Raw genomic sequence first — 22,990 nt, 5'->3', positions numbered from 1 at the left:
CAAGGGAAGTAATTCCCTTGTCTACATTAACACTTGGTTTTCCTTAGCGGAAAGCTCACGGTACAAGTGCCTCTTAATACTATTTAAATATGTAACTTTTATAAATTTTACATAACCCCTGATTCAAACTGCTCACGAATTCTCTGTTTTTCTATATTTTTCTGAGCTTTTGCAGCAAGTTTTACATGATAGTTTTTCACATCAAATCCAAACCAAAGAAGGATTGGAGAGGCTACGAAAACTGATGAGTACGTACCAACTACAACGCCAACTAAAAGAGTAAACGCGAAAGCATGAATAATCTCTCCACCAAACATAAACAGAGTAAACACAACAAAGAAAGTAGTAAGTGAAGTGAGTGTTGTACGAGCTAGTGTTCTTGTAACAGACTCGTTAATAGTCTCTCCAAGATCAATGCCTCTATTTTTCGTAATACCCTCACGAATACGGTCAAATACGATAATAGTATCGTTGAGTGAATATCCGAGTATTGTAAGAAGCGCTGCAAGCACGTCAAGGTTCACATCAAGACCAACAAGAGTTATCGCTCCAAGAGCTATGGAGACGTCATGTACAAGCGCGACGATAGAAGCAACAGCAAAACGCCACTCAAATCTAAACGCCACATAGATCAAAATACCTATGACAGCTAAGACAAGAGACATAATTCCTTTTTCTTTAAGTTCAGCTCCAACTGTTGGACCAACTATGTCAACGCGACGTATCTCATAGTTTCCTGTTCCCTTAAGTGCTTCTCTTGTTAAGTCACCTATATCTGTTGTCACATTTCCTGTACTTGTTTTCATACGGATAACAACTTCATCAGGAGAGCCAAACTCACTAATACTCGCACCACTAAAAATTTCATTTGTTTTTAAACTATCACGCATTTCATCAATTGGAGCAGTAGTGTCATATTTCACCTGAACAACTGTTCCTCCAGCGAAATCAACACCATAGTTAAGACCCTTTGTTAGTAGAAGTGCATAAGAAGCTAAAACTATAAGAATTGAGAAAACCATAGCTGCTTTAGATTTCCCCATAAAATTAAAGGTTCTTGTATATTTAAAAAATTCCATAATTACCCTTTAATTCCAAACCACAAACGGTTATTTTTAGATTTTTGAATTTTACTCTCAAGCATCTCATAAATTCCATGAGTACCTAAAATTGCCGTTAGCATTGAAGCTAAAATACCTATGCTCATAGTAATGGCAAAGCCTTTAATGGCACCTGTTCCATAAGCATAAAGAACTACAGAAGCGATAAGCGTCGTAATGTTTGCGTCTAAGATTGCGCGCATCGCGTTTGCATATCCCTCTTCTATGGCTTTATGCATAGATTTGCCCTCATATATAAGCTCGCGAATACGCTCTGAAATGATAACATTTGCATCAACCGCCATACCAACGGTAAGAACGATACCTGCCATACCAGGGAGAGTTAGCGTTGCACCAAAAAGACTCATAACCGCTAAAAGAATAAAGAGGTTAGCAACAAGAGCAATATTTGCAATAACACCTGCTAAGCGGTAATAAAAAACCATAAAACAGATAACTAAAACAAAACCACCTATAAGTGCAACCAGTGATGCTTTAATACTATCAGCTCCCAAGCTTGGCCCAACTGAGCGTTTCTCCATTAAATAAATCGGAGCTAAAAGTGCACCAGAACGCAGAGCAATGGCTAAATCTTTTGCTTCCATCACTGTATAGTTACCAGAGATCTGCCCTGCACCACCACCAATACGCTCATTAATATTTGGAGCAGAGTAAACTTTACCATCTAGAACAACAGCTAAACGCTTTCCTACACTTTTACCTGTAAAGTCACCGAATATCTCTGCACCCTCTGCATTTAACTTAAAGTTAATTAGTGGACGATTATTTTCATCAAAGCCCATAGAAGCATCAGTAAGCATACCGCCATCAAGGATTGGAATCTCACGAACAAGATATTTCTCTTGCTCATTTTTAACATCTGGTAAAATCACATCACCATAAGCTGCTGCATCAGAACTACTCATGTTATAAACACGAGCATTTCTATCTTCATCTACAGCCATAAGTTCAAGCTTTGCAGCACGTGAGATAAGTTCACGTGCACGTTGCTCTTCCTCTTGCGTTTTGATACCTGCTAACTGAACAAGGATCTTCTCTTCACCTTGGCGTGCAACAACAGGCTCTGACAATCCAAACTGATCAAGTCTATTACGGATAGTCTCTATAGCTTGATCTACTGCTGCTGCTTTAGTTCTTATTATCTCTTTATCTGTGAGAGAAAGAGAGACAATTTGGCCCTCTTGAGATATGCTTGAACCCTCTATATCTTTTAAAAATTCATTAATAGCGTTGTTGTCATCACTATCTAAAACTTCAAATTTAACAGAGTCTTCTGTGAAAGTAAGAGAGTCTATTAAGATGTCATTGCGTTCTGAAAAATGTTTAATGCTAGCCGCTATCGACTTTATGCGAGATTTTGTAGCCTCCTCAGTTTTAACGCCAAGGAGCATATGAAGCCCACCTTGAAGATCAAGACCTAGAGTAACTTTTTTACCTGCCTCAGTTTGAAGAAGAGAAGGAGCCGAGAAAAAAAGACCAAAAATTATCGCTAAAGCGAAAATGACTATGCGATAATTAAGCTTCATCCTCATACTTCTTTGCAATTGAATCTTTTGTGATTTTACTTATTACATCATCATTTAGTTTAACACTTAAAAATTCCTCTTCAACTTTGCTAATAACTACAATAAAACCACCATTTGTAATTACTTTGTCACCTTTTTTAAGAGATTCAATCATCTCTTTTTTAGCTTTTGCCTCTTTTTGTTGTGGGCGGATAATCACAAAATACATAATTGCAATTAAAAATACGAACGGTAATAGTTGAGAGATCATTTCCATGTCTACGACTTCCTTGTTTTATAAAATTGGAGCGATTATACAAAAGATATACTAATACTCTACTAAATTGTGTACAATTTCACCATGAATAAATCAATAAAAACTATTTCTTTTGGAATTTTAACGGCTCTTTTATTTAGCTCTTTTATCTATTTTGAAGAGTATGACTTAACAAACAAGTTGGTGAACACCATTACAGCTCTTTTAGCATTAGGACTTTTTTTATATATACCTAAACGCAGTGTTTTAGTTGCTGGCTTTTTCATAGGTCTTTTTTGGTTTTACTGGATTGGTTATAGTTTTGAGTACCAAGGGGTTGGGTATCTCACCCCAGTTATCACTCTCTCTTTTGGAATTATTTACCTGCTCTTTTTTATGCCTCTTTATTTTACAGACAAGCCCTACATAAGAGCATTTATACTCTTTGGGCTCAGTTTTGTAGAGCCTTTTGATTGGAACTGGTTACAGGTTGAACTTCTTTTTGTAGAGAGTTATCTTGGCGTTTACAAGTACCAACTTGCACTTATCCTCGCTGCTTTATCGATTCCAGTGCTTATACAAAATAAAAAATACAGATTTTTGCCTCTGCTTATTATAATCTTTGCATTTAACTATGGTTATCCATCTCAAAAAGACGCGCCCCTAAAGATAAAACTCATTCAGACGGATGTTAAACAAGAGAAAAAGTGGAAAAGAGAGAGCCTTAATCCAACTATACAGATGATATTTACAGAGATTCAAAAAGCAATAGATGAGAAGTATCATGTAGTAGTTTTACCTGAGTCCGTCTTTCCGATTTATATGAATCATAATCCACAAGTTTTAGATATTCTCAAAAATGCTTCAAAAAATATCGTTATAGTAGCAGGTACCTTAATCACTGAAAATTCGGCACATTACAATGTTACGTATAAGTTTGAAGATGGAGAGTACGCAATAGCTAAAAAACTTGTCCTAGTCCCTTTTGGAGAGTATATCCCCCTTCCAAAATTCGCGCAAGATTTTATAAATGAGAAATTTTTTAGTGGAACAAGTGATTTTGTAACGGCAAGCGAGCCTACGGACTTTCTTATTAAAGGCGTCAAGTTTAGAAACGCAATCTGTTACGAGGCGACTTGTTCTGAAATCTATGAGGGCGAGGTAGACTTTATTATAGCAACAAGTAATAATGCTTGGTTTACTCCATCTATTGAACCTACCTTGCAGAGGCTACTTATGAGATACTATGCTCGAAAGAATGGTGTTACAATTTATCACTCAGCAAACTACAAAGGAAGTGGTATAATCAAATAATAAGAACAATTTGATATAATAATAAAAACTATAAACTAGGTTATATCCGTTATGTTAAATTTAAAAAATCCAAACCTTTATCTAAACCGTGAACTTTCATGGTTACAGTTTAATACAAGAGTTCTAAAACAGGCTCAAGATGAGTCCCTTCCACTACTTGAACGTCTAAAATTTTTAGCGATTTATGGTACTAACCTTGATGAATTTTATATGATTCGTGTTGCAGGTCTTAAAAAACTTTTTGCTGCGGGAATTATAGTCTCAGGAGCTGATAAACTCACGCCACTAGAGCAATTACGGGAGATTCGCACCTATCTTCACCAAGAGCAACAAGTTGTAGAATTTTGTAGAAGTGAGATACTCAAAAAATTAACTACAGAGGGTATCTTTGTTAAGACTTACGATGAAGTAAATCAGGCTGATAAAAACTATCTCAATAGATACTTTAGTGAAAATGTATACCCCGTCATTATTCCCATAGCTATTGATGCTACACATCCATTTCCTCATCTAAACAACCTTAGTTTTGGCCTTATCGTAAAACTACGAGACTCCGACAATGAAAACATAGAGCGCTTTGGTCTTATTCGCGTTCCTCGCGTTTTAAGTAGATTTGTAGAGCTTAGCAGTGGCGTTTACATACCCGTAGAGAGTTTAGTAGCTCGTCACGTTGAAGAGCTCTTTCCGGGTTATACACTTCTAAAGTATGCGGTGTTTAGAGTAACGAGAAATGCGGATATCGCCATAGAAGAAGAAGAGGCTGACGACTTTATGGAGATTCTTGAAGAGGGCCTTAAGCTTCGTCGTAAAGGCGAAATGGTTAGACTTGAAGTTGGTACAAACGCCGATGATGAAATCATCAACTTTTTTAATCGTCACACCAATGTTTATAAAGACGATATCTATAAATTCAATACGCTCTTAAATCTTGCTAGTCTATGGCAGATAGTGGGCAATAAAGATTTTGCTCATCTCTTAGCACCACCATTTAAACCCAAAAATCTTCCACCATTGGATAACACTGAAGATATATTTACAACATTAGAAAAACAAGATATTCTTATGTATCATCCATACGAGAGTTTTGAGCCCGTTGTAAAGTTTATACAGAGTGCTAGTAAAGATCCTGATGTAGTTTCAATAAAAATGACGCTCTACCGCTCAGGTACTAACTCTCCAATTGTTCAAGCGCTTATAAATGCGAGTGAGTCAGGCAAACAAGTAACCGTAATGGTTGAGCTAAAAGCTAGGTTTGATGAAGAAAACAACCTTATCTGGGCAAAAGCGCTAGAAAAATCTGGAGCACACGTTATCTATGGGATTAGAGGCTTCAAAGTACATGCAAAAGCTACACTTATAACGCGACGAAAAAATGGAAAGCTAAAACAGTATGCGCATTTAGCAACTGGAAACTATAACCCCGCTACGGCAAAAATATATACTGATATGAGTTATATGACAAGTAAGGATGAGATAACAAACGACCTTACTAGATTTTTTCACTTTCTTACAGGCTTTAGTAAAAAAGGTAAACTAAACGAACTCTATATGGCTCCATCACAGATTAAACCTAAGATACTCTCCCTAATTCATAATGAAACACGACAGGGAGAAAATGGAGAGATTATTGCAAAGGTAAACTCACTTGTTGATGATGATATCATCAGGGCTCTTTATAAGGCTAGTCAAGCGGGTGTTAAGATTAGTCTTATTGTGCGTGGTATTTGCTGTTTAAAACCAGGCTTAGAAGACGTAAGTGATAACATTCGCGTTATTTCCATACTTGGAAAATACCTAGAACACCCTCGTTCATTCTATTTTAAAAATGACGCTTCCCAAGTTTATATCTCTAGTGCTGATTGGATGCCAAGAAACCTTGTTCGTCGAATAGAGCTTCTTACTGCCATAAAAGATAAAGTTTCAAAAGAAAAAATTATCCAGATACTCAAGTTACAGTGTAATGACAACGTACTCTCTCACGAACTTAAAAGCGATGGTTCATATTTCAAGGTCAAAGATGATGATACAAAAACTATAAACAATCATAAGCATTTAGAGGATTATGTAAACCGCGTTGCAAAATCAAGTAAAAAAGAGTCCGCATCTCATACTGCAGAGATTATTGACTCTATATACCCCCTAAATTAAGGATATTTAATGTTACATAAATTTAAAGGAACGCTCCCAATCATAGGAAAAAACACTTGGATCGCATCTTCTGCCGACGTTATTGGCGATGTAAAGATTGGTGAAGATTCATCTATATGGTTTGGAACTGTAATTCGTGGTGACGTACACTACATTACTATTGGTGACAGAACCAGTATTCAAGATTTGAGTATGGTACACATCACACACCATAAAAAAGCGGATAGAAGCGATGGAAGCCCTACTATAATTGGTAGTGATGTTACTATTGGTCATCGCGTTATGTTACATGGCTGTACCATAGAAGACGCTTGCCTTATAGGTATGAGTGCTACTATCTTGGATAATGCTGTTATAGGTAAAGAGAGCATAGTTGGAGCAGGTTCACTTGTTACAAAAGGGAAAGTTTTCCCTCCACGTTCACTTATAATGGGAAGTCCTGCAAAAGTTGTAAGAGAGTTGACTGACACCGAAGTAGCAGAACTTTATGCAGGTGCTTTGCGCTATGTGAACTTTAAAAATGATTACCAAGACTAAAAAAATGCTCCCACGAAGAGAAGCGATAAAAACTATCGCACTCTCAACTTTGAGTGCTAAGCTTTTAGCAGATAGTTCATCTAATAAAATAGCCCAAATAGATTCAAATGCGAAGATAGTAATAGTTGGTGGAGGAACTGCTGGCATAACTATACTCTCTCATTTAACTAAGTCTATTAAAAATCATAACATCACCATCATAGCTCCTAATGAAATACACATATACCAACCAGGTCAAGTATATGTAGCAGCTGGCCTTTACCAAACGCAAGATATTTTAAAAGAGACTAAAGAGTATATACCTGATGGCGTAGAGTGGATCAAAGAGAAGGTTGAGAGTTTTCTTCCAGATGAAAACTCTCTACTAACATCCACTGGTAAAAAAGTCTCTTACGACTATCTCATAGTTGCCACTGGCTTAGAGTATCGATATGAAGATATAAAGGGCTTAAAAAAAGAGGATATCGGTACACGTGGTATATCTAGCGTTTATCTAAACAACACCGATACGGGAGAAGCGACTGGTGGTTTACTTACTTGGCAGTGGTTTCAAGATATAAAAGAAGCAGCAAAAAAGAAAAAATTAAAACTACTCTACACTATGCCTCATACTTCGGTTAAGTGTGGAGGAGTGGCACAGATGATAATGTATTTAAGTGCTGATTATCTCAAAAAAGAAAATATAAATGCAGAATTTATATACACACCAAGCGGAGCAAGACTCTTTGGTCTAAAAGCCATAGATGAGAAACTTCATGAGTCTCAAAAAAGATATGACTCTATCACAAACAGGTTTCATCATGAACTTATAGAGATAGATATAAAGACAAAAATTGCGATATATAAGCATGAGTATGAGCTAAAAAAAGGCTGGGATGAGGAGTTCCAAGAATGGGAGAGTATAGAGAAAAAAAGTGAAATTGTAAAAATCAATTATGACTTCATACATATCGTTCCGCCTATGGTTGCGACTTCAAGCGTAGCAAAATCTAAACTAGCAAAAGATAGTGGCCACTTTAAAGGGTGGTTAGATGTAGATATGAACTCTCTAGGGCACACAAAATACAAAAATGTATTTGGACTAGGAGATATCTGTGGAACGCCACTAGGTAAAACAGTCCCAACTATAGAGCGTCAAGCTAAAGTAGTAAAAAATAACCTTATCGCACTTATCACTAAAAAAGAGCTAGCTAGTAGTTTTGATGGCTACTCAGTCTGCCCTATTAAAACTGCTTATGGGGAACTTGTCTTAGCCGCCTTTGATTATAATGGCGTTGTTAAAAAAGATCAAGGATTCAAAAATTCTAAAAAGAAAGACTGGTTAAGCGACCTCTATGTCACCAAACCAGAGTACTGGAGCAAAACACTCCGAGGAGAAGTTTAGCGCTAGCTATAGAGTTATGTTCTATAGTCTGCGTTAATCTTAACATACTCATAACCAAGATCACAGCCATAAGCAGTAAAACTCCCGCTAGCTATTCCTAGGTCACAAGATATACTAAATCTATCGAGCTTCATAACTGCAGAAGCTTTCTCTTCCATCGCAGCATCAAAGTGTATGACGCCCTTTTCATAAACACAGAGTTCATTGAAGCTTATAGTAAGACTCTCTTCATTAGCTTCAACTCCAGCAGCGCCAACCGTTGAAGCGATTCTTCCCCAGTTTGGATCTTCACCATACAAGGCGGTTTTAACAAGTAGAGAATCCGAAAGTGCTTTAGCAACTCTCTGCGCTTCTTCATCATCTTTAGCACCTGTAACTTTATATGTCACGAGCTTAGTAGCACCCTCTCCATCTCTTACCATCTCTTGTGCTAAAAAAAGCATAATTTTATGAAGAGCTTCTTTAAATGCATCTTTATCATAGCTATTTGAAGTCGCGTTTGAGAGAAGCATCACGGTGTCGTTTGTAGAAGTATCACCATCAACACTTGCTGCATTAAAGGTTGTCACTGTCACTTCATCTAAAATAGTTTGCATCTCAGACTTATTTACTTTTGCATCTGTAGTTATAAAGCAGAGCATAGTAGCCATTGCAGGGTTAATCATCCCAGCACCCTTAGCCATTGCACCTATCTTAAAACTACTTCCATCTTCAAGTTCTACGTTAAACGCTATCTGTTTTGAAAAGCTGTCTGTTGTCATAATTGCTCTTGCCGCTGCATCTGCATCTCTAGAAGTTAGATTAAAGAGCTTTGTTCCAGCTATTATCTTCTCCTTAGGGAGTCTAGCACCGATAACGCCAGTTGAACTCATAAGAGGATTTTTCACTTCACTTGGCAAATGAGAGAGTATCTCATCTATATCTTCTACTCCAGCATCTCCAGTCATGGCGTTGGCATTTTTAGAGTTTATAAGGATAAAGTTTGTTTTAAATTCACCTTTAGCCAAAAAATGTTTTATTGGTGCTGCTACCATTTTATTTGTTGTAAAAACAGAAGCGATGTCACATAACTCATTAGAGTATATAAATGCCATATCTTTTGCATTATTTGATTTTAATCCTGCACTAATACCATCTGCATAGAACCCACTACTTGCACAAACACCGCCATCTATCTGTGTTAACTTATACAAACTTCAATTCCTTTGGTTTTTCTCTTTTTCTAATAAGCCCTTTAGCTGCTCTAATACCCTCTTGTGTCCCAATTACTAAGAGTTTACACTCACTAGTTACTAGTTCATCACCCTTTGGCATACTTGTAAATTTTCCATCTTTTTTTGTTATACCTATAACAGATGTATTTGTCATTTGACGAAGGTGAGTCTCTTTTAGTTTTTTTAACACTGACCAGCTATACTTTGGAACAACTATCTCTTGCATATCTATCGGGTTATCACTTTTGTATAGAAACTGTTCAAGTAAGTTTTCCATATCTGGACGAGCAGCCATAGCACTTACTCTTTGTGCGGTTAACTCTGTTGGTGAAACAACTGTATTAGCACCTAGTTTTTTAAGTTTCTCTACATCACTAATAGTCTCTGCTGAAGAGATAATATAATATGGACGAGGTAGATCATGCTCTTTTTCAAAAAGTCTCACAGAAGCTATAAGGGCAATATTATCTGCTATTGAACTAGAGAGAGAAATCAGGCCTTTCGCTGATGAAAGGTGAGCTTTAAGCATAGAGAGCTCTGCATGAGGCTCAGCTTGAAGATAGTGTGGATATTTATTTTCTTCCGCCCACTTATGTATGTCAGGTCTTGGATCAATAACAACAAAAGGAATATGATTTTTTCGGAGCTGCTTTGTAACTTCGATAGTATAGTCATTATGATAACAAACTACGAAATGTTGCTTAAGTCGTACAATCTTATATAACATTTTTCTCTCCTTTAATATGGCAATAATATGCCCTTTATTTAACTCAGAAACTAAAATACCTATTGCACTTGAAAAGACTGCAAACCCTGCAATAATCAAATTTATTGTGAATATTCTACCTACATCAGAGATAGGTCTAATCTCGCCAAAACCAACTGTTGTAAATGTTATAGCTGTTTGATAAATCGCGTCAAATATTGGAAAATCATCAATAAGAACGTAGCCAATAGTTCCAATGAGCATTACAATTACAGTTAAAATAAGAGGTAAGCGAAAGTGTTTTAGGTGTGAGTAAACTTCAGGAAGAAGTTTTGGATCAGGTTTGGGAGCTATCTCCCAATTTAAGAACTTACGAATCCTTTGCAAAAGATTCATATGTTTATGCCTTGCTTAAGAGTTTTTCTTAAGTGTGCGTAATTCTCTTGCAGAGATCTTAATTTTTTTCGTTGTACCATCTTCTAAAGTGATACGCACTGTTCTTAGGTTTAATAAAAAACGACGCTTTGTTCTGTTTTTTGCATGAGAAACATTGTTCCCACTCATAGGGCCTTTGCCACTAATAGCACATCTTCTTGCCATGTTTGTATCCTTGACTGATATTTTAAAGTTGCGAATTGTATCAAACTAAAGCAAAACTTCAACTTAAGCCAATTATATCTCTTAGTAGATAAACTCTTTTATATTACTCTTATATATATAAAGTTAGAATATATTACATTTAAAAAAGAGCATAAATTGATTACAATAGATAAAATAGATAGTTACATAAACAGAATACCTCCTGCACCCGAAGCTTTAAAACTTACGCTTGCTCATCTAAACCTAGGTGATATAACAAAAGCAGCCTTAGCAGCTAAAGAGGATAGAGCACTGAGTGCTTACCTCAAAGACATGGTTAACAAACCAATATTTGGCTTTAGAAATGAAGTAAGTGAAATCCCTCAAATATTTGGAATTCTTGGTGTTTCTAAAACACAACAAGCCGTCTACAACTATATGATGACACTGCTTTCGCCATCAAAATGGATATTTTTTAAGCTTAATAAAACATCTTTTACCAATTTGCAAGCAGACCTCTCTGTAAACTGGCAAAAAATACTCTCTCATCTAGAGATAGTAGATAAAGATATTCAAAGCTCTATATCTTTACTCCCTGCAAGTATCATTGTAGCAGAAGCTTTGTTTTGTGAGAAAATAGATGATGTAAATCTTCTTAGGAGTGTAAATCCAATAGATTTAAACACTATTTTAAAACGACTTTGTCATACTGACCTTTTTGATATATGTCAAAGAATAGCTCAAAAATGGGAAATGAATAAAGAGATAGCTGAGATTATTCAATCTGCTTCGGGAGTTAAACCATCTACTGATGAGAAGATTAACAATCTTGGAAAGTGGATGCACCTTTTACTTTTTTACACCCTATCTCAGCCAACATATATCGAAGCAGACCTTAATAACTTTATAGACTTTCAAATAGAGTATGTAGAGGATATATATGAAGATTTTTCAAAACTAATGGAGATTTCATGAAAGCAGTCATTAAAAACAATATAGGTGTTTTTCATCCCCAAGGATTTCTTGATGGTGCAGCAGGCACATCAATTTTGAGCATGGAGGACATCCAATCTACACTTAATGCTAATGCAGAAATGATTCTTGTCTCACTTAAAAAGGTGATATTTTTTAACCGAAATGGCTTAGATGCTTTTGTTAAAATGTTTAAAAAAGTACGTTTAGAGAATCAAGCAACAGTAGGTTTTTGTGATTATGACACTAAAAAATTTGATGCAATATCACGTTTTTATAAAGATGACTTGATGTTTTCTCTTTTTAAAACACAAGAGGTAGCAATGCTTTTCTCTTCAAGTTTCAAAAAAGACTCTAAAAGTGTACTTCTCTTTAGTGATGATAAATCTCAACGTGCTGCTATGGCAATAGAACTTCACGATAATGGACATAACCCAATTATCGCACAAACTGAAGAGGAGTTTGAAGAAAAATCTAGAACAGATAAAGCCTATGATATTATTATTACAGATACATATTTAGGTCAAATGGGCCAAAAGGTTGCAACTAGAGTAACTGGAAATGCAATTATCTATACCCTTTCATCATTTTTAGATGCAGAGATAGGCAGCACTTTTAATATTGTTTATCATAACAACTCTTTAAATGTAGGCTTTAGACTCTTTATTTTTGACACATATAAAGTTATAAGTATGAATATTCATGCATTAAATTTTTTCTCTAAACTATCAAGTTCTGCCGCTGAATACAATGCAACGATATGTTTTGTAGGAATGACCTTTGATAAAACACCAAAGAACTTTAAAGACACTCTTGAAGACTCTGGAATAATGTTTTTTAATCAGATGGATGACATACTGCAGGATAAAAAACTTCTTGAAGAACTAGGAGCTAGTAGTGCTGCTAATATCAAAAATAAACGTGCCATCAATAAAACTATTGTTACAAAACTCCCTAGCTTTATTGATGCTACTGTTGCTACGATCGAGATGATGACAAACTCAAAAGCAGTAAAAGAAGCTGCTCAAGTTGATCAGATCCAAGTTGGTAATAAAGAGGGGAAAATTGCTAGTTCTATCGGTTTTTATGGAGATATGGACGGTATGATTATTTTAGTATTCCCTCATGAAATAGCGAAGAAAGCTTGTGAACTTCTCATAGGAGAAGCTACTGATGATACAGAGATGATTTTAGACACCTTGGCAGAACTTGTAAATATAGTAGGAGGTAAACTAAAAACACTTCTCATGGATAATAATATAAGTGTAGATATTACACTTCCAAGAACCTACCCAAATGTTGGAAGTCTTCTTGAAATTGTCCAAGGTAAAAAGGGTGTTCAAGTAGACCTCTCTTTTGACAATGATAAATTTTTGTTTTTTTTAACTAGATAAAAAGCATCTAAATTATATAATTAGTTTAAAAACAAAGGGAAATAATGAAAGTAGCTCCAAGTGTACTCTCGGCAGATTTTGGTAATTTACAAAGAGATGTAGAAGAGATATGTGATGCTGGATGTGATTTTGTTCATGTAGATGTTATGGATGGGCACTTTGTACCAAACTTGACTATTGGCCCAGTCGTAGTTTCTGCCATTGCTAAATGTGCAACAAAGCCATTAGATATACATTTAATGGTTCAAAACAATACTTTTTTTGTTGAACTTTTTGCACCACTAAAGCCTGAATATATCTCTTTTCATATAGAAGAGGAGAAGCACCCTCATAGACTTATTCAAAAGATTCGTTCACTTGGTATCAAGCCAGCTATAGTACTTAATCCTCACACTCCACCTGAATCTGTTGAATTTTTACTTAAAGACTTAGATATGGTACTTCTAATGAGTGTAAATCCAGGTTTTGGTGGACAGAGTTTTATTGATTCTGTACTGACTAAAGCTGCTCGTCTTAATGAAATGAGAAATAGAATTAACCCAAATTGTCTCATAGAAGTTGATGGTGGAGTAAGTGATAAAAATATCCAATCCCTCAAAGATGTCGGTGTTGATGTTGTCGTTGCTGGAAGCTATGTATTTAAACACGAAAACCGTAAAACAGCGATAAATAGCCTTCAAATTTAGTGAAGAAAAATTCATGAGAACTAAGATATGCGGGATAACATCATTTAAGGATGCAATGATTGCAATAGATGCAGGAGCAGATGCTCTTGGCTTTGTTTTTTATGAAAAGTCTCCGCGTTATATAACTCCAAATAATGCAAAATCTATAATTGAGAAACTTCCCCCATTTGTGGAGAAGGTTGCTCTTTTTGTTGAAGAAGAAGCTGACACTATTAACTCCATATCTCAATCAATTGGTGCAACACTTGCACAACTTCACTTTGAAGCTTCAGATGAATTATGCAGTTCTCTTAAAATACCACATCTTAAAGTTATAAGAGCACAAAAAAAAGATGATATTTTCAAGTTTGCTGATGAGTATAGACTAGTTGATGCATACTGTGAAGTATATGGTGGAGCTGGTAAACGAATTAACATTGAATGGTTTGATGGCATTGATTGCTCTAAAATAATCTTAGCTGGAGGATTAAATCCTCAGAATATCTCAGCACTTAAAGAGTATGGATTTTACGCTCTTGACGTAAGTAGTGGCGTTGAGCTTAGTCACGGTATCAAAGATGAAGAAAAAGTAAAAGAATTTATCCTCAATGCACAATAAAGAGTTCCCCCTAGATAAAAAAAGTGTTTCGCGTTTAGCTTCTCGTGGTCTTCCCTTAGAAGTTTTAAAATCACAAATAGATGATAGTATAGATTTTTTCATGGAACTTAGCCGTGCAAAAGGTTTAAATATCATCAAAAAACAGGGTTACTTTTACTTTGACACTAAATATATCTCAATAGAAGATGCTGAGTTTTGCATAGTAGATATTGAGACAAATGGCTCTAAAATTGAAAAACATCAAATCATTGAGATTGCCGCAGTTAAAGTAAAAAATGGAGTCATCGTCGATAGGTTTGAATCTTTAGTCTATACTAAAGAGATTAATCCTCACATTACGGAAATAACTGGTATTTCCGCAGGAGACACAGTTGACGCGCCTGATTTAAAAACCGTTATGCTTGAATTCAAACTTTTTTTGGGTGACGCAATTTTTATTGCTCATGATGTGAAATTTGATTTTACATTTGTATCGAAAACTCTTCGTAAGATTGGACTTGAAGACATCTTTAATAGAGCACTATGTTCTCTAGCGCTTGCTGAGAGAACAATAGTATCCTATAGATATGGACTCTCTTATCTCAATGATACATTTGATTTAAATACAAATGCTACACACCACAGAGCTATGAGTGATGTTATGACAACATATGGCCTATTTTTATTATCTTTAGAAAATTGTACTGAAAGTTTAAATAATGTAGAGGACTTGATAAAGTTTTCAAAAGAAGCACCTAGACTTAAAAGGCCTAAGTTTGATCCATTTCTTCTCAAAGAGGAAGAAATAGAGACTCAAGAGTTATAGTTATTCTGCAAAAGCCCCTGGTTTAGTTAGCTTAAGATATCTAGCTTCCATTCGCTCATCTTCACTCATAGAACGTAACTCTTTAAGTTGCTCTAAGAAGTACTCAGATATTGCTTGTGCGGCTGCATCTTTTTCACGATGTGCACCAATTAATGGCTCATTAATAATATCATCTATCAGATCAAGCTCTTTGAGGTCTGCACTTGTTATTTTCATAGCGTTTGTAGCAGCTTCAGCTTTTTTTGGATCATTCCAGAGAATCGCCGAACATCCCTCTGGTGATATAACGCTAAATACAGAATAACGCATCATAGCAAATCTATCGGCAACACCAATAGCAAGTGCTCCACCAGATCCACCCTCACCTATAACAATAGATACTGTTGGCGTTTTAATCTCTGCTAGTTCTAAAAGGTTTCTAGCAATCGCTTCACTCTGATTTCTCTCTTCAGCTCCAAGTCCTGGATATGCACCCGGTGTGTCAACTAACATTAATATTGGTATACCAAATTTTTCAGCTAGTTTAGCCGCACGAAGAGCTTTTCTATAACCCTCAGGATGAGGCATACCAAAGTTGCGTTTGAGTTTATTTTTGGTTCCACGACCTTTTTGCTCACCTATAACCATTACTTTCTCATCGCCTATATAACCCATGTAACAGATTATTGCAGCATCATCACGGAAGTGTCTATCTCCATGAATTTCATACTTATCTCTCATTATAATATTAATATAATCAAGAGCATAAGGACGATCTAAATGACGTGCAAGTTGAAGCTTTTGAAAGTCAGAAAGATTTTTGTATATTTTTTCAACTTCTTTATCAAGAGTTTTTGTTAACTCTTCTACTTCTGCATAGTTATGACGTACCTGTGCAGAAATGATATCTTCTTGAATAAATTTAATTTTATGTTCAAAGTCTAAGTATGTAGCCAAATTAAATCCTTATTCAATTAGATTTTTTTAAAAATAAGAACGCCATTTGTTCCACCAAAACCAAATGAATTACTCATAGTAACATTTAGTTCTGCTTTTCTTGCACCTGATGTAACATAGTCTAAGTCACAATTTTCATCAGGTGTTATATTGTTGATAGTTGGAGGAATAATCCCATCTCTCATAGCCATTAAACATGTTACAGCTTCTATGCCACCAGCAGCACCAAGACAGTGACCTATTTGACCTTTAATTGAACTCATTGGAGGACAATTCTCTTTTCCACCTAAGAGGTCTTTAACAGCAGCTGTCTCATTTTTATCGTTGATAGGAGTAGAAGTACCATGAGCGTTTACATAGTCAATTTTAGGCTCACCAGCCATTTTATATGCAGCTCTCATCGCACGTGCAGGACCATCAAGTGATGGAGTAGTAATATGATTTGCATCACCACTTTCACCAAAACCAATAAGTTCACCATATATATTTGCTCCACGTGCCACTGCTGACTCATACTCTTCAAGTACTAAAGCCGCTGCACCTTCGCCCATTACAAAACCATCACGGTCTGCATCAAAAGGACGTGATGCTGTTTTTGGAGAGTCATTTCTAGTAGAGAGTGCCTTCATAGCAGCAAATCCACCGATACCTACACCTGTTATAGCAGATTCTGCAGATACAACAAGCATCTTCTCAGCACCATTACAGATGATTGTTTTAGCTGCTTCACTTATTGCATGTGTTCCTGCTGCACAAGCAGTTACACTTGAGAGGTTTGGACCTTGAGTTCCATGTTCAATTGAAACAAAACCACCAAGCATATTCACAAGAGTACCTGGAATAAAAAATGGGGAAATTCTTCTTGGACCACGAGTCTCTAAAATAACAGAGTTTTTCTCAATAGATGGAAGACCACCTATTCCAGAACCAGCACTAACACCAAATCTACTCATATCTGTATCTTCTGGTAGTGCTGCATCCAGCATAGCTTCTTGAGCAGCTTTTAAACCAAGGTGAATAAATCTATCAGCTTTTTTAACCTCTTTAGGAGCCATTACCGTTGCTGGATCAAAATCTTTCACTTCACCTGCAATTTGAGCGCCATAACCTTCTGGATCAAAAATAGTAATTCTATCAATTCCACATTCACCATCGCAAATAGCCTTGAAAGAACTCTCTTTATCATGCCCAACAGAATTTATCATTCCTAGTCCAGTTATTACTACTCTTCTCATTTAATATTCTCCATAAAAAAATAAAATACTTTTAAAAATTAATCCATCAGAGATGATTAACTACTAAAAATATTTCAACTAAAGAGTAAAACTCTTTAGCAAAAAAGTAAATTATTTACTTTCTATGTAATCCACTACATCTTTAACAGTTTGGATCTTCTCAGCTTCATCATCAGGAATTTCTATATCAAATTTCTCTTCAAGAGCCATAACTAATTCTACAACATCTAAGCTATCTGCACCTAAATCTTCTACGAATTTCGCATCTTCTTTTACTTCATCAGCGCTAACGCTTAATTGTTCTACTACTACTTCTTTAATATCTTCTAAAAGTGCCATTATAGCTCCTGTCATTTAAGTTAAAATCGTGTAATTATAGCATAAGTATCTTAATTAATTTAAAAACTAAGAAATCTATGCCATATTCAGTCCGCCGTTTACTTTTAGTGTCTCACCAGTGATATAACTAGAGTGATCTGAAAGTAAAAATGCTGTCGCTTCAGCAACTTCGCTAGGGTTTCCAAAGCGACTCATTGGAATTTTTGAAGTAAAGCTTTCTTTGACTTCATCACTTAAAACATCTGTCATTTCAGTTGCTATAAAACCAGGAGTAACAGTATTGTAACGGATTCCACTTGTCGCCGCCTCAATTGCAAAACTTTTTGTCATCGCAATTACTCCACCTTTACTTGCTGAGTAATTAGTCTGACCTGCGTTTCCAGTTTCTCCAACTATAGAAGCGATATTTACTACAGCGCCAAACTTTTTCTTTCTCATTGTTTTCATTGACTCACGGCAACCTATAAAACAAGAAGTTAAGTTTGCATTTATAACGGACATAAAATCATCAGTTTTCATACGAAGAGCTAGTTTATCATTTGTAATTCCAGCGTTATTTACAAGGTATGAGAACTCTCCATCACTATCTACTATAGTTTTAATAGCGTCGATAAATGCAGCTTCATCACTTACATCAAAACCAATTATTGCCGCATTGCCACCAGCAGCTTCAATCTCTTCTTTAATTGCATCAGCTTCTTTTGCACCACTTCTATAGTTTATCCACACTTTTAAACCAAATCCTGCTAAAGTTTTCGCTATTTCTGCGCCTATCCCACGACTTGATCCAGTTACCAATACATTTTTACCGCTAAATTTCATATTTAATTTATCTCCATTTTAAATTTTAATTAGTTTATATAAGACTATGATCCATCTCTTGTGGAATCTCTATCTCCATCAACTTTAAGACTGTTGGCGCGATATTATTCAAGCTACCTGATTCTACTTTTGATACACCATCTGCTTGCACAAAGCACCAAACTTTTCCTACCGTGTGGTTAGTGAGCGTATTTCCATCTTCATCTTTCATCTCTTCACAGTTTCCATGATCTGACGTAAGTACAACTGAATAATCATTTACTTTAGCAGACTCAAGTATCAACCCTAACTGCTCATCCACCGCACTCACAGCCAGCTTAGCTGCTTCAAAATTTCCAGTATGTCCGACCATATCGCCATTAGCAAAATTTACCACTATAAAATCATATTGTTCATCAATGGCGTTTAAAACAGCTTTGCCAACGCTTGCTGCGTTCATCTCTGGTTGCATGTCGTATGTTTTAACATCTGGGGAGGGTATTAAAACTCTTGTCTCATTCTTATAAGGTTCGTCTATTCCCCCATTTAAAAAAAATGTCACATGAGCATACTTTTCTGTTTCTGCGGTATGGAGTTGACGAAGTCCTGCGTTTGATATAACTTCCGCAAGCGTATTTTTTGGAACGTCTTTTTTAAACATTACTGGATATGTGAAACTTTTATCATACTCTGTAATAGTCGCTAGGTTTATTTTTAAATCCGCTTTTTCAAAGTTTTTGAAATTTCTATCTCCCAATGCTGTAACCATTTCTCTCATTCTATCACTTCTAAAGTTGATAGCAAGAACGCTGTCCCCATCTTTCATTCCATCATAGCCATCAAATGCGGCAGGTTCTACAAACTCATCTGTTTCACCTAAAGCGTACGAGTGTCCAATATATCCCGGAGCATCAAAATCACTCTTTGGTGTCGCGTTTACTATTGCATCGTAACCGCGTTCTATTCTTTCCCATCTATTATCCCTATCCATAGAGTAAAAACGGCCAGAAACCGTAGCGATAGTGACATTTTCAGACAGATGTTCTTGTACTTTTTTAATGTATTTCTGAGCAGAAGTTGGAGAGACGTCTCTCCCATCTGTGATAAGATGAAGAAAAACTTTCTTTCCATTTTTAGCAGCTATGTCCGCTATGCCCATAAAGTGATCTATATGAGAATGAACACCTCCATCACTCATCAAACCAATAAGATGAAGTCTATCTGATGATTTAAAAAGTGATTGAAGCACCTCATTTTTTTCCAGTCTGTTTTCACTCAATGCAAGAGAAATTTTTACAAGGTCTTGGTACAAAACTCTACCACTACCTATGCTCATATGACCTACTTCTGAGTTTCCCATCTGACCTTCAGGAAGTCCTACACTAAGGCCAAAAGTATCTACTAATGAATGCGGAGTCTCTTTAAATAACTTATCATATGTTGGTTTTTGAGCATTATAAAATGCATTATGCTCTATTTTTTCACAATAGCCTATGCCATCTGTAATAATCAGTATTGCTTTTTTACTCAATTTTATTCCTATCATATAAATTTATTTGAGGATTATACTATAATGTCACTTTTAATTTACTATAATCCCTTCCTAACAGGACAACTATTGCTTTACTGGTTACATGATTTTTTAGACATAAATATTTTAGGTTACATCACTATCCGAGCTGGATTTTCATTTTTCATAGCTCTTTTTTTAACACTCTTTCTTATGCCACTTTTTATAAAATGGGCACAAAGAACGTCTCGAGTTCAACCCATAAACGAGTGGGCACCAGATAGACACAAAGAAAAAGTCTCAACACCTACTATGGGAGGCATAGTCTTTATAGGCTCTACGCTTATCGCATCTTTATTCACGGTAAAGCTAGATAATCCCTATGCAATTGCTGGCTTAATGACCATAGTGCTATTTTCTCTTATAGGCTTCCAAGATGATTATGCAAAAATCAAAAAGAGTGAAAACCTAGCAGGTCTTAAAGCTAGAACAAAACTACTACTACAAATAATTTCATCACTAATCGTTGCTTCATTTATCCTCTTTTATGCAAACTTTAACACTGAACTTTATGTGCCATTTCTTAAATCACCTGTTTTAGAGATGGGAATGTTCGCATTAATTTTATGGGTTTTAGTCATTGTTTCAACATCAAACGCTGTAAACTTAACAGATGGACTAGATGGACTTGCCACTGTTCCCTCAATAGTCGCTTTGACAACATTTAGCATCATTATATATATAACTGGTCATGCAAAAATAAGTGCTTACCTACTTATGCCAAACTTTAATGTAGGTGAAGTTGCTATCATCGCAAGTGCCTTAATGGGAGCTCTTAGTGGCTTTTTATGGTACAACTGTCACCCTGCTGAAGTTTTTATGGGAGATAGTGGATCCTTAACAATTGGTGCTTTTTTAGGTTACCTTTCCATCATTACAAAGAGTGAAATTCTTTTACTTCTTATTGGTTCAATTTTTGTGATTGAAACACTCTCTGTAATTTTACAAGTGGGAAGCTACAAGCTACGTAAAAAAAGAGTTTTTTTAATGGCCCCTATCCATCACCATTTTGAGATGAAAAACTGGGCTGAAAATAAAATAATAGTAAGATTTTGGATTATCGCAGTACTCTCAAATCTCTTAGCTCTAATAAGTTTAAAAATCAGATAATGGAAAATATTGCTATTTTAGCTTCCTATAATGGAAGTTCATTTGATTCTATCTATGATGCAGTTCAAGCTAAACAACTAGATTTAAACATCCCTCTAATAATCACGAATAATACAAATGCGAATGTACTAAATAAAGCAAGAGAGCGAAATGTAGACGCTTTTGTCATAAACAGCAAAAATGTTGAGGATGTTGATAAAGAGATATCCCAGCTTTTAAAAAAGTACAATTGTAAATATGTGTTCTTAGCGGGCTACATGAAAAAGATAAATCCCTCCATAACTCAGAACTTCACAGTTCTTAACTCGCACCCTTCCCTTCTTCCTCAGTACGGTGGTAAAGGTATGTATGGCAGTCTAGTTCATCAAGCGGTGATAAAAAACGCAGAGCCAAAAAGTGGCGTGACACTTCATGAAGTAAATGAAGAGTATGATGAGGGAAAAATAATCCTTCAAGAAGAGTTAATCATACAAGAAGGTGAAACAGCAGAAGGCCTTGAAATAAAAATAAAAGAACTTGAAAAAAAAGTCGTTGTAAAAGGGCTTAAGCTACTCACTTCCTCATAAGCTTACTTTCAGTACCAACGGGATATAATGTCGCTCTTTAAAAGATGGCCAATTAGCTCAGTCGGTAGAGCAACTGACTGAAAATCAGTGTGTCCTTGGTTCGATTCCGAGATTGGCCACCACCTTTTAAAGACTTTTTATTACAAAACATTTACCGTGGCCAATTAGCTCAGTCGGTAGAGCAACTGACTGAAAATCAGTGTGTCCTTGGTTCGATTCCGAGATTGGCCACCACCTTTTAAATATCAAATTCCTTTTAATTTTTTTAATAACTAAATATTTGATATACTTTTATATATCTTTGTATTGAGATATTTTGGGGACGACATGGCTTCGACTGGAGCTAGTAGTCTATGATTGCATGTCGGACTGAGCACTTCCGTTACACGGCTCAAAATTGCTTAAACGCAAACAATACAAATTACCGCCCAGCTTTAGCAGTAGCTTAAGTTTTACCCCCTCTTAGAGGACGGGCTGCTTCACCTATGGACTCTAGATAAATAGGACTCGAAGTATAACCCTTATGTAGATATATATAAAGTCTGTCTCAGCTTTATACGAATTCCGAGACTCGTTCTGTGTAGCTTTGCAAGGTGTGTGAAGCAGAATTAAACTTTAACAACTTCTCTAAGCATGTAGACGTCATAGAAAATTAGTTTTAGGACTGCGGTTCGATCCCGCACGTCTCCACCACAAATAAACTTCGATAATAATCATCCTCTTTCCTATTTATAGGGTATAATCATAAAAAAACAATGAAAAAGCATACATTAAAAAGTTTAACTCAAGAACACCCTATTATAAAAATCGAATCTCCGATGACTCAAGAGATTCTTCACCACATCGCAAAGAGCTCAGCTGATACAGAAATATTAGAAGAAGATATAGGTTATCTATTTTTCAAATACCGAGGCACAAAGATGGTACTTCTCTCAGATGAGGAGCACAATAGAATGAGAATCATTTCTCCTATTACAGCCTACTCTCCTTTAGCTCCAAAGATTAAAGACTCTCTGATGAATTCAAACTTTCACTTAGCTCTAGATGCTCGTTATGCAGTTTCTGAAAATGTCCTTTATGCTGCTTTTATTCATCCTCTTTCAACCCTTACTACAGAAGATTTTAAAAGTGCTTTAAAACAGGTATATAATCTAGCAGATAGTTTTGGAATGACATACAGTAGCGGTCAGCTTGAATTTACAACCAAGAAATAG

At 35.9% G+C, this 22,990-nt stretch carries 23 protein-coding genes, 2 tRNA genes and 1 other RNA gene; 15 read left to right on the top strand and 11 right to left on the bottom strand.

Annotated elements, in window-relative coordinates; genetic code table 11:
- Window positions 1–107 precede the first annotated feature (107 nt).
- Genes secF through yajC form a run of 3 tightly spaced genes read right to left on the bottom strand, consistent with a single transcriptional unit; the run spans window position 108 to window position 2,903 of the window.
- The gene (secF, locus tag GJV85_RS03020) at window positions 108–1,079 is read right to left on the bottom strand and encodes a protein translocase subunit SecF (protein ID WP_207562398.1); all 972 of its coding nucleotides are present in this window, start codon (window positions 1,077–1,079) and stop codon (window positions 108–110) included.
- A gap of 2 nt (window positions 1,080–1,081) precedes the next feature.
- Window positions 1,082–2,647 (bottom strand): protein translocase subunit SecD, encoded by a 1,566-nt coding sequence (gene secD, locus GJV85_RS03015; RefSeq protein WP_207562397.1) that lies wholly within the window; start codon window positions 2,645–2,647, stop codon window positions 1,082–1,084.
- A complete protein-coding gene (gene yajC / locus GJV85_RS03010) occupies window positions 2,637–2,903 on the bottom strand; it encodes a preprotein translocase subunit YajC (RefSeq protein WP_207562396.1) in 267 nt (88 codons plus the stop codon). Before yajC ends, secD begins: the two co-directional genes overlap by 11 nt.
- A gap of 84 nt (window positions 2,904–2,987) precedes the next feature.
- Here yajC and GJV85_RS03005 point away from each other — a divergent pair, with 84 nt between their 5' ends.
- From GJV85_RS03005 to GJV85_RS02990, 4 genes are read left to right on the top strand one after another with little or no spacing between them, the layout of a single operon-like run.
- Entirely contained in the window at window positions 2,988–4,196 is a 1,209-nt protein-coding gene (locus tag GJV85_RS03005; protein WP_207562395.1) for an apolipoprotein N-acyltransferase, read from the top strand.
- A 51-nt stretch (window positions 4,197–4,247) separates the two neighbouring features.
- Window positions 4,248–6,344, top strand: coding sequence for an RNA degradosome polyphosphate kinase (locus GJV85_RS03000; RefSeq protein ID WP_207562394.1), 2,097 nt, complete (start codon window positions 4,248–4,250; stop codon window positions 6,342–6,344).
- A gap of 9 nt (window positions 6,345–6,353) precedes the next feature.
- Window positions 6,354–6,881, top strand: a complete 528-nt coding sequence (locus GJV85_RS02995) for a gamma carbonic anhydrase family protein (protein ID WP_207562393.1) — start codon at window positions 6,354–6,356, stop codon at window positions 6,879–6,881.
- A gap of 4 nt (window positions 6,882–6,885) precedes the next feature.
- The gene (locus GJV85_RS02990; RefSeq protein ID WP_207562392.1) at window positions 6,886–8,265 is read left to right on the top strand and encodes an NAD(P)/FAD-dependent oxidoreductase; all 1,380 of its coding nucleotides are present in this window, start codon (window positions 6,886–6,888) and stop codon (window positions 8,263–8,265) included.
- Window positions 8,266–8,279: 14 nt separating this feature from the next.
- Here the strand turns inward: GJV85_RS02990 and argJ are convergent, their stop codons facing one another.
- From argJ to rpmB, 3 genes are read right to left on the bottom strand one after another with little or no spacing between them, the layout of a single operon-like run.
- Window positions 8,280–9,458 (bottom strand): bifunctional glutamate N-acetyltransferase/amino-acid acetyltransferase ArgJ, encoded by a 1,179-nt coding sequence (argJ, locus tag GJV85_RS02985; protein WP_207562391.1) that lies wholly within the window; start codon window positions 9,456–9,458, stop codon window positions 8,280–8,282.
- Window positions 9,451–10,581 carry a potassium channel family protein gene (locus tag GJV85_RS02980; RefSeq protein WP_207562390.1) on the bottom strand — a complete coding sequence of 377 codons (1,131 nt, stop codon included), beginning with the start codon at window positions 10,579–10,581 and terminating at the stop codon, window positions 9,451–9,453. The genes argJ and GJV85_RS02980 overlap by 8 nt, the downstream gene beginning before the upstream one ends.
- Before the next feature lie 15 nt (window positions 10,582–10,596).
- Window positions 10,597–10,785 carry a 50S ribosomal protein L28 gene (gene rpmB / locus GJV85_RS02975; RefSeq protein ID WP_013326380.1) on the bottom strand — a complete coding sequence of 63 codons (189 nt, stop codon included), beginning with the start codon at window positions 10,783–10,785 and terminating at the stop codon, window positions 10,597–10,599.
- Between the two features lie 156 nt (window positions 10,786–10,941).
- Here rpmB and GJV85_RS02970 point away from each other — a divergent pair, with 156 nt between their 5' ends.
- The 5 genes from GJV85_RS02970 to GJV85_RS02950 are packed head-to-tail and all read left to right on the top strand — an operon-like array spanning window position 10,942 to window position 15,219.
- Window positions 10,942–11,739, top strand: coding sequence for an HDOD domain-containing protein (locus GJV85_RS02970; RefSeq protein WP_207562389.1), 798 nt, complete (start codon window positions 10,942–10,944; stop codon window positions 11,737–11,739).
- Window positions 11,736–13,130, top strand: coding sequence for a chemotaxis protein CheX (locus tag GJV85_RS02965; protein WP_207562388.1), 1,395 nt, complete (start codon window positions 11,736–11,738; stop codon window positions 13,128–13,130). Before GJV85_RS02970 ends, GJV85_RS02965 begins: the two co-directional genes overlap by 4 nt.
- Window positions 13,131–13,174: 44 nt before the next feature.
- Entirely contained in the window at window positions 13,175–13,816 is a 642-nt protein-coding gene (rpe, locus tag GJV85_RS02960) for a ribulose-phosphate 3-epimerase (protein WP_207562387.1), read from the top strand.
- Between the two features lie 13 nt (window positions 13,817–13,829).
- Entirely contained in the window at window positions 13,830–14,414 is a 585-nt protein-coding gene (locus GJV85_RS02955) for a phosphoribosylanthranilate isomerase (protein ID WP_207562386.1), read from the top strand.
- Window positions 14,404–15,219, top strand: a complete 816-nt coding sequence (locus GJV85_RS02950; RefSeq protein ID WP_207562385.1) for a 3'-5' exonuclease — start codon at window positions 14,404–14,406, stop codon at window positions 15,217–15,219. The genes GJV85_RS02955 and GJV85_RS02950 overlap by 11 nt, the downstream gene beginning before the upstream one ends.
- Here the strand turns inward: GJV85_RS02950 and accA are convergent, their stop codons facing one another.
- From accA to gpmI, 5 genes are all read right to left on the bottom strand, one after another.
- On the bottom strand, window positions 15,220–16,155 hold the full coding sequence (gene accA, locus GJV85_RS02945; protein WP_207562384.1) for an acetyl-CoA carboxylase carboxyl transferase subunit alpha: 936 nt from the start codon (window positions 16,153–16,155) through the stop codon (window positions 15,220–15,222).
- A gap of 17 nt (window positions 16,156–16,172) precedes the next feature.
- On the bottom strand, window positions 16,173–17,390 hold the full coding sequence (locus GJV85_RS02940; RefSeq protein ID WP_207562383.1) for a beta-ketoacyl-ACP synthase II: 1,218 nt from the start codon (window positions 17,388–17,390) through the stop codon (window positions 16,173–16,175).
- A 111-nt stretch (window positions 17,391–17,501) separates the two neighbouring features.
- Window positions 17,502–17,729, bottom strand: coding sequence for an acyl carrier protein (acpP, locus tag GJV85_RS02935; protein WP_207562382.1), 228 nt, complete (start codon window positions 17,727–17,729; stop codon window positions 17,502–17,504).
- Window positions 17,730–17,804: 75 nt separating this feature from the next.
- Window positions 17,805–18,551 (bottom strand): 3-oxoacyl-ACP reductase FabG, encoded by a 747-nt coding sequence (fabG, locus tag GJV85_RS02930; protein ID WP_207562381.1) that lies wholly within the window; start codon window positions 18,549–18,551, stop codon window positions 17,805–17,807.
- A gap of 34 nt (window positions 18,552–18,585) precedes the next feature.
- Window positions 18,586–20,061 carry a 2,3-bisphosphoglycerate-independent phosphoglycerate mutase gene (gene gpmI, locus GJV85_RS02925; protein ID WP_207562380.1) on the bottom strand — a complete coding sequence of 492 codons (1,476 nt, stop codon included), beginning with the start codon at window positions 20,059–20,061 and terminating at the stop codon, window positions 18,586–18,588.
- 87 nt (window positions 20,062–20,148) lie between these two features.
- On the opposite strand from gpmI, the gene mraY reads away from it, so the two are divergent.
- The 6 genes from mraY to GJV85_RS02895 all read left to right on the top strand — a co-directional run bounded on the left by mraY (window position 20,149) and on the right by GJV85_RS02895 (window position 22,990).
- Window positions 20,149–21,210 carry a phospho-N-acetylmuramoyl-pentapeptide-transferase gene (gene mraY / locus GJV85_RS02920; protein ID WP_207563118.1) on the top strand — a complete coding sequence of 354 codons (1,062 nt, stop codon included), beginning with the start codon at window positions 20,149–20,151 and terminating at the stop codon, window positions 21,208–21,210.
- Window positions 21,210–21,776 carry a formyltransferase family protein gene (locus tag GJV85_RS02915; RefSeq protein ID WP_207562379.1) on the top strand — a complete coding sequence of 189 codons (567 nt, stop codon included), beginning with the start codon at window positions 21,210–21,212 and terminating at the stop codon, window positions 21,774–21,776. Before mraY ends, GJV85_RS02915 begins: the two co-directional genes overlap by 1 nt.
- A gap of 46 nt (window positions 21,777–21,822) precedes the next feature.
- Window positions 21,823–21,898 (top strand) — tRNA-Phe (locus GJV85_RS02910).
- A gap of 36 nt (window positions 21,899–21,934) precedes the next feature.
- A tRNA-Phe gene (locus GJV85_RS02905) sits at window positions 21,935–22,010 on the top strand.
- Between the two features lie 84 nt (window positions 22,011–22,094).
- Window positions 22,095–22,469, top strand: a transfer-messenger RNA (tmRNA) gene (gene ssrA, locus GJV85_RS02900).
- 62 nt (window positions 22,470–22,531) lie between these two features.
- A complete protein-coding gene (locus GJV85_RS02895; RefSeq protein ID WP_207562378.1) occupies window positions 22,532–22,990 on the top strand; it encodes a hypothetical protein in 459 nt (152 codons plus the stop codon).

This window comes from Sulfurimonas aquatica (assembly GCF_017357825.1).
Classification (GTDB): domain Bacteria; phylum Campylobacterota; class Campylobacteria; order Campylobacterales; family Sulfurimonadaceae; genus Sulfurimonas; species Sulfurimonas aquatica.
This window is presented reverse-complemented; position numbering and strand designations above follow the sequence as displayed.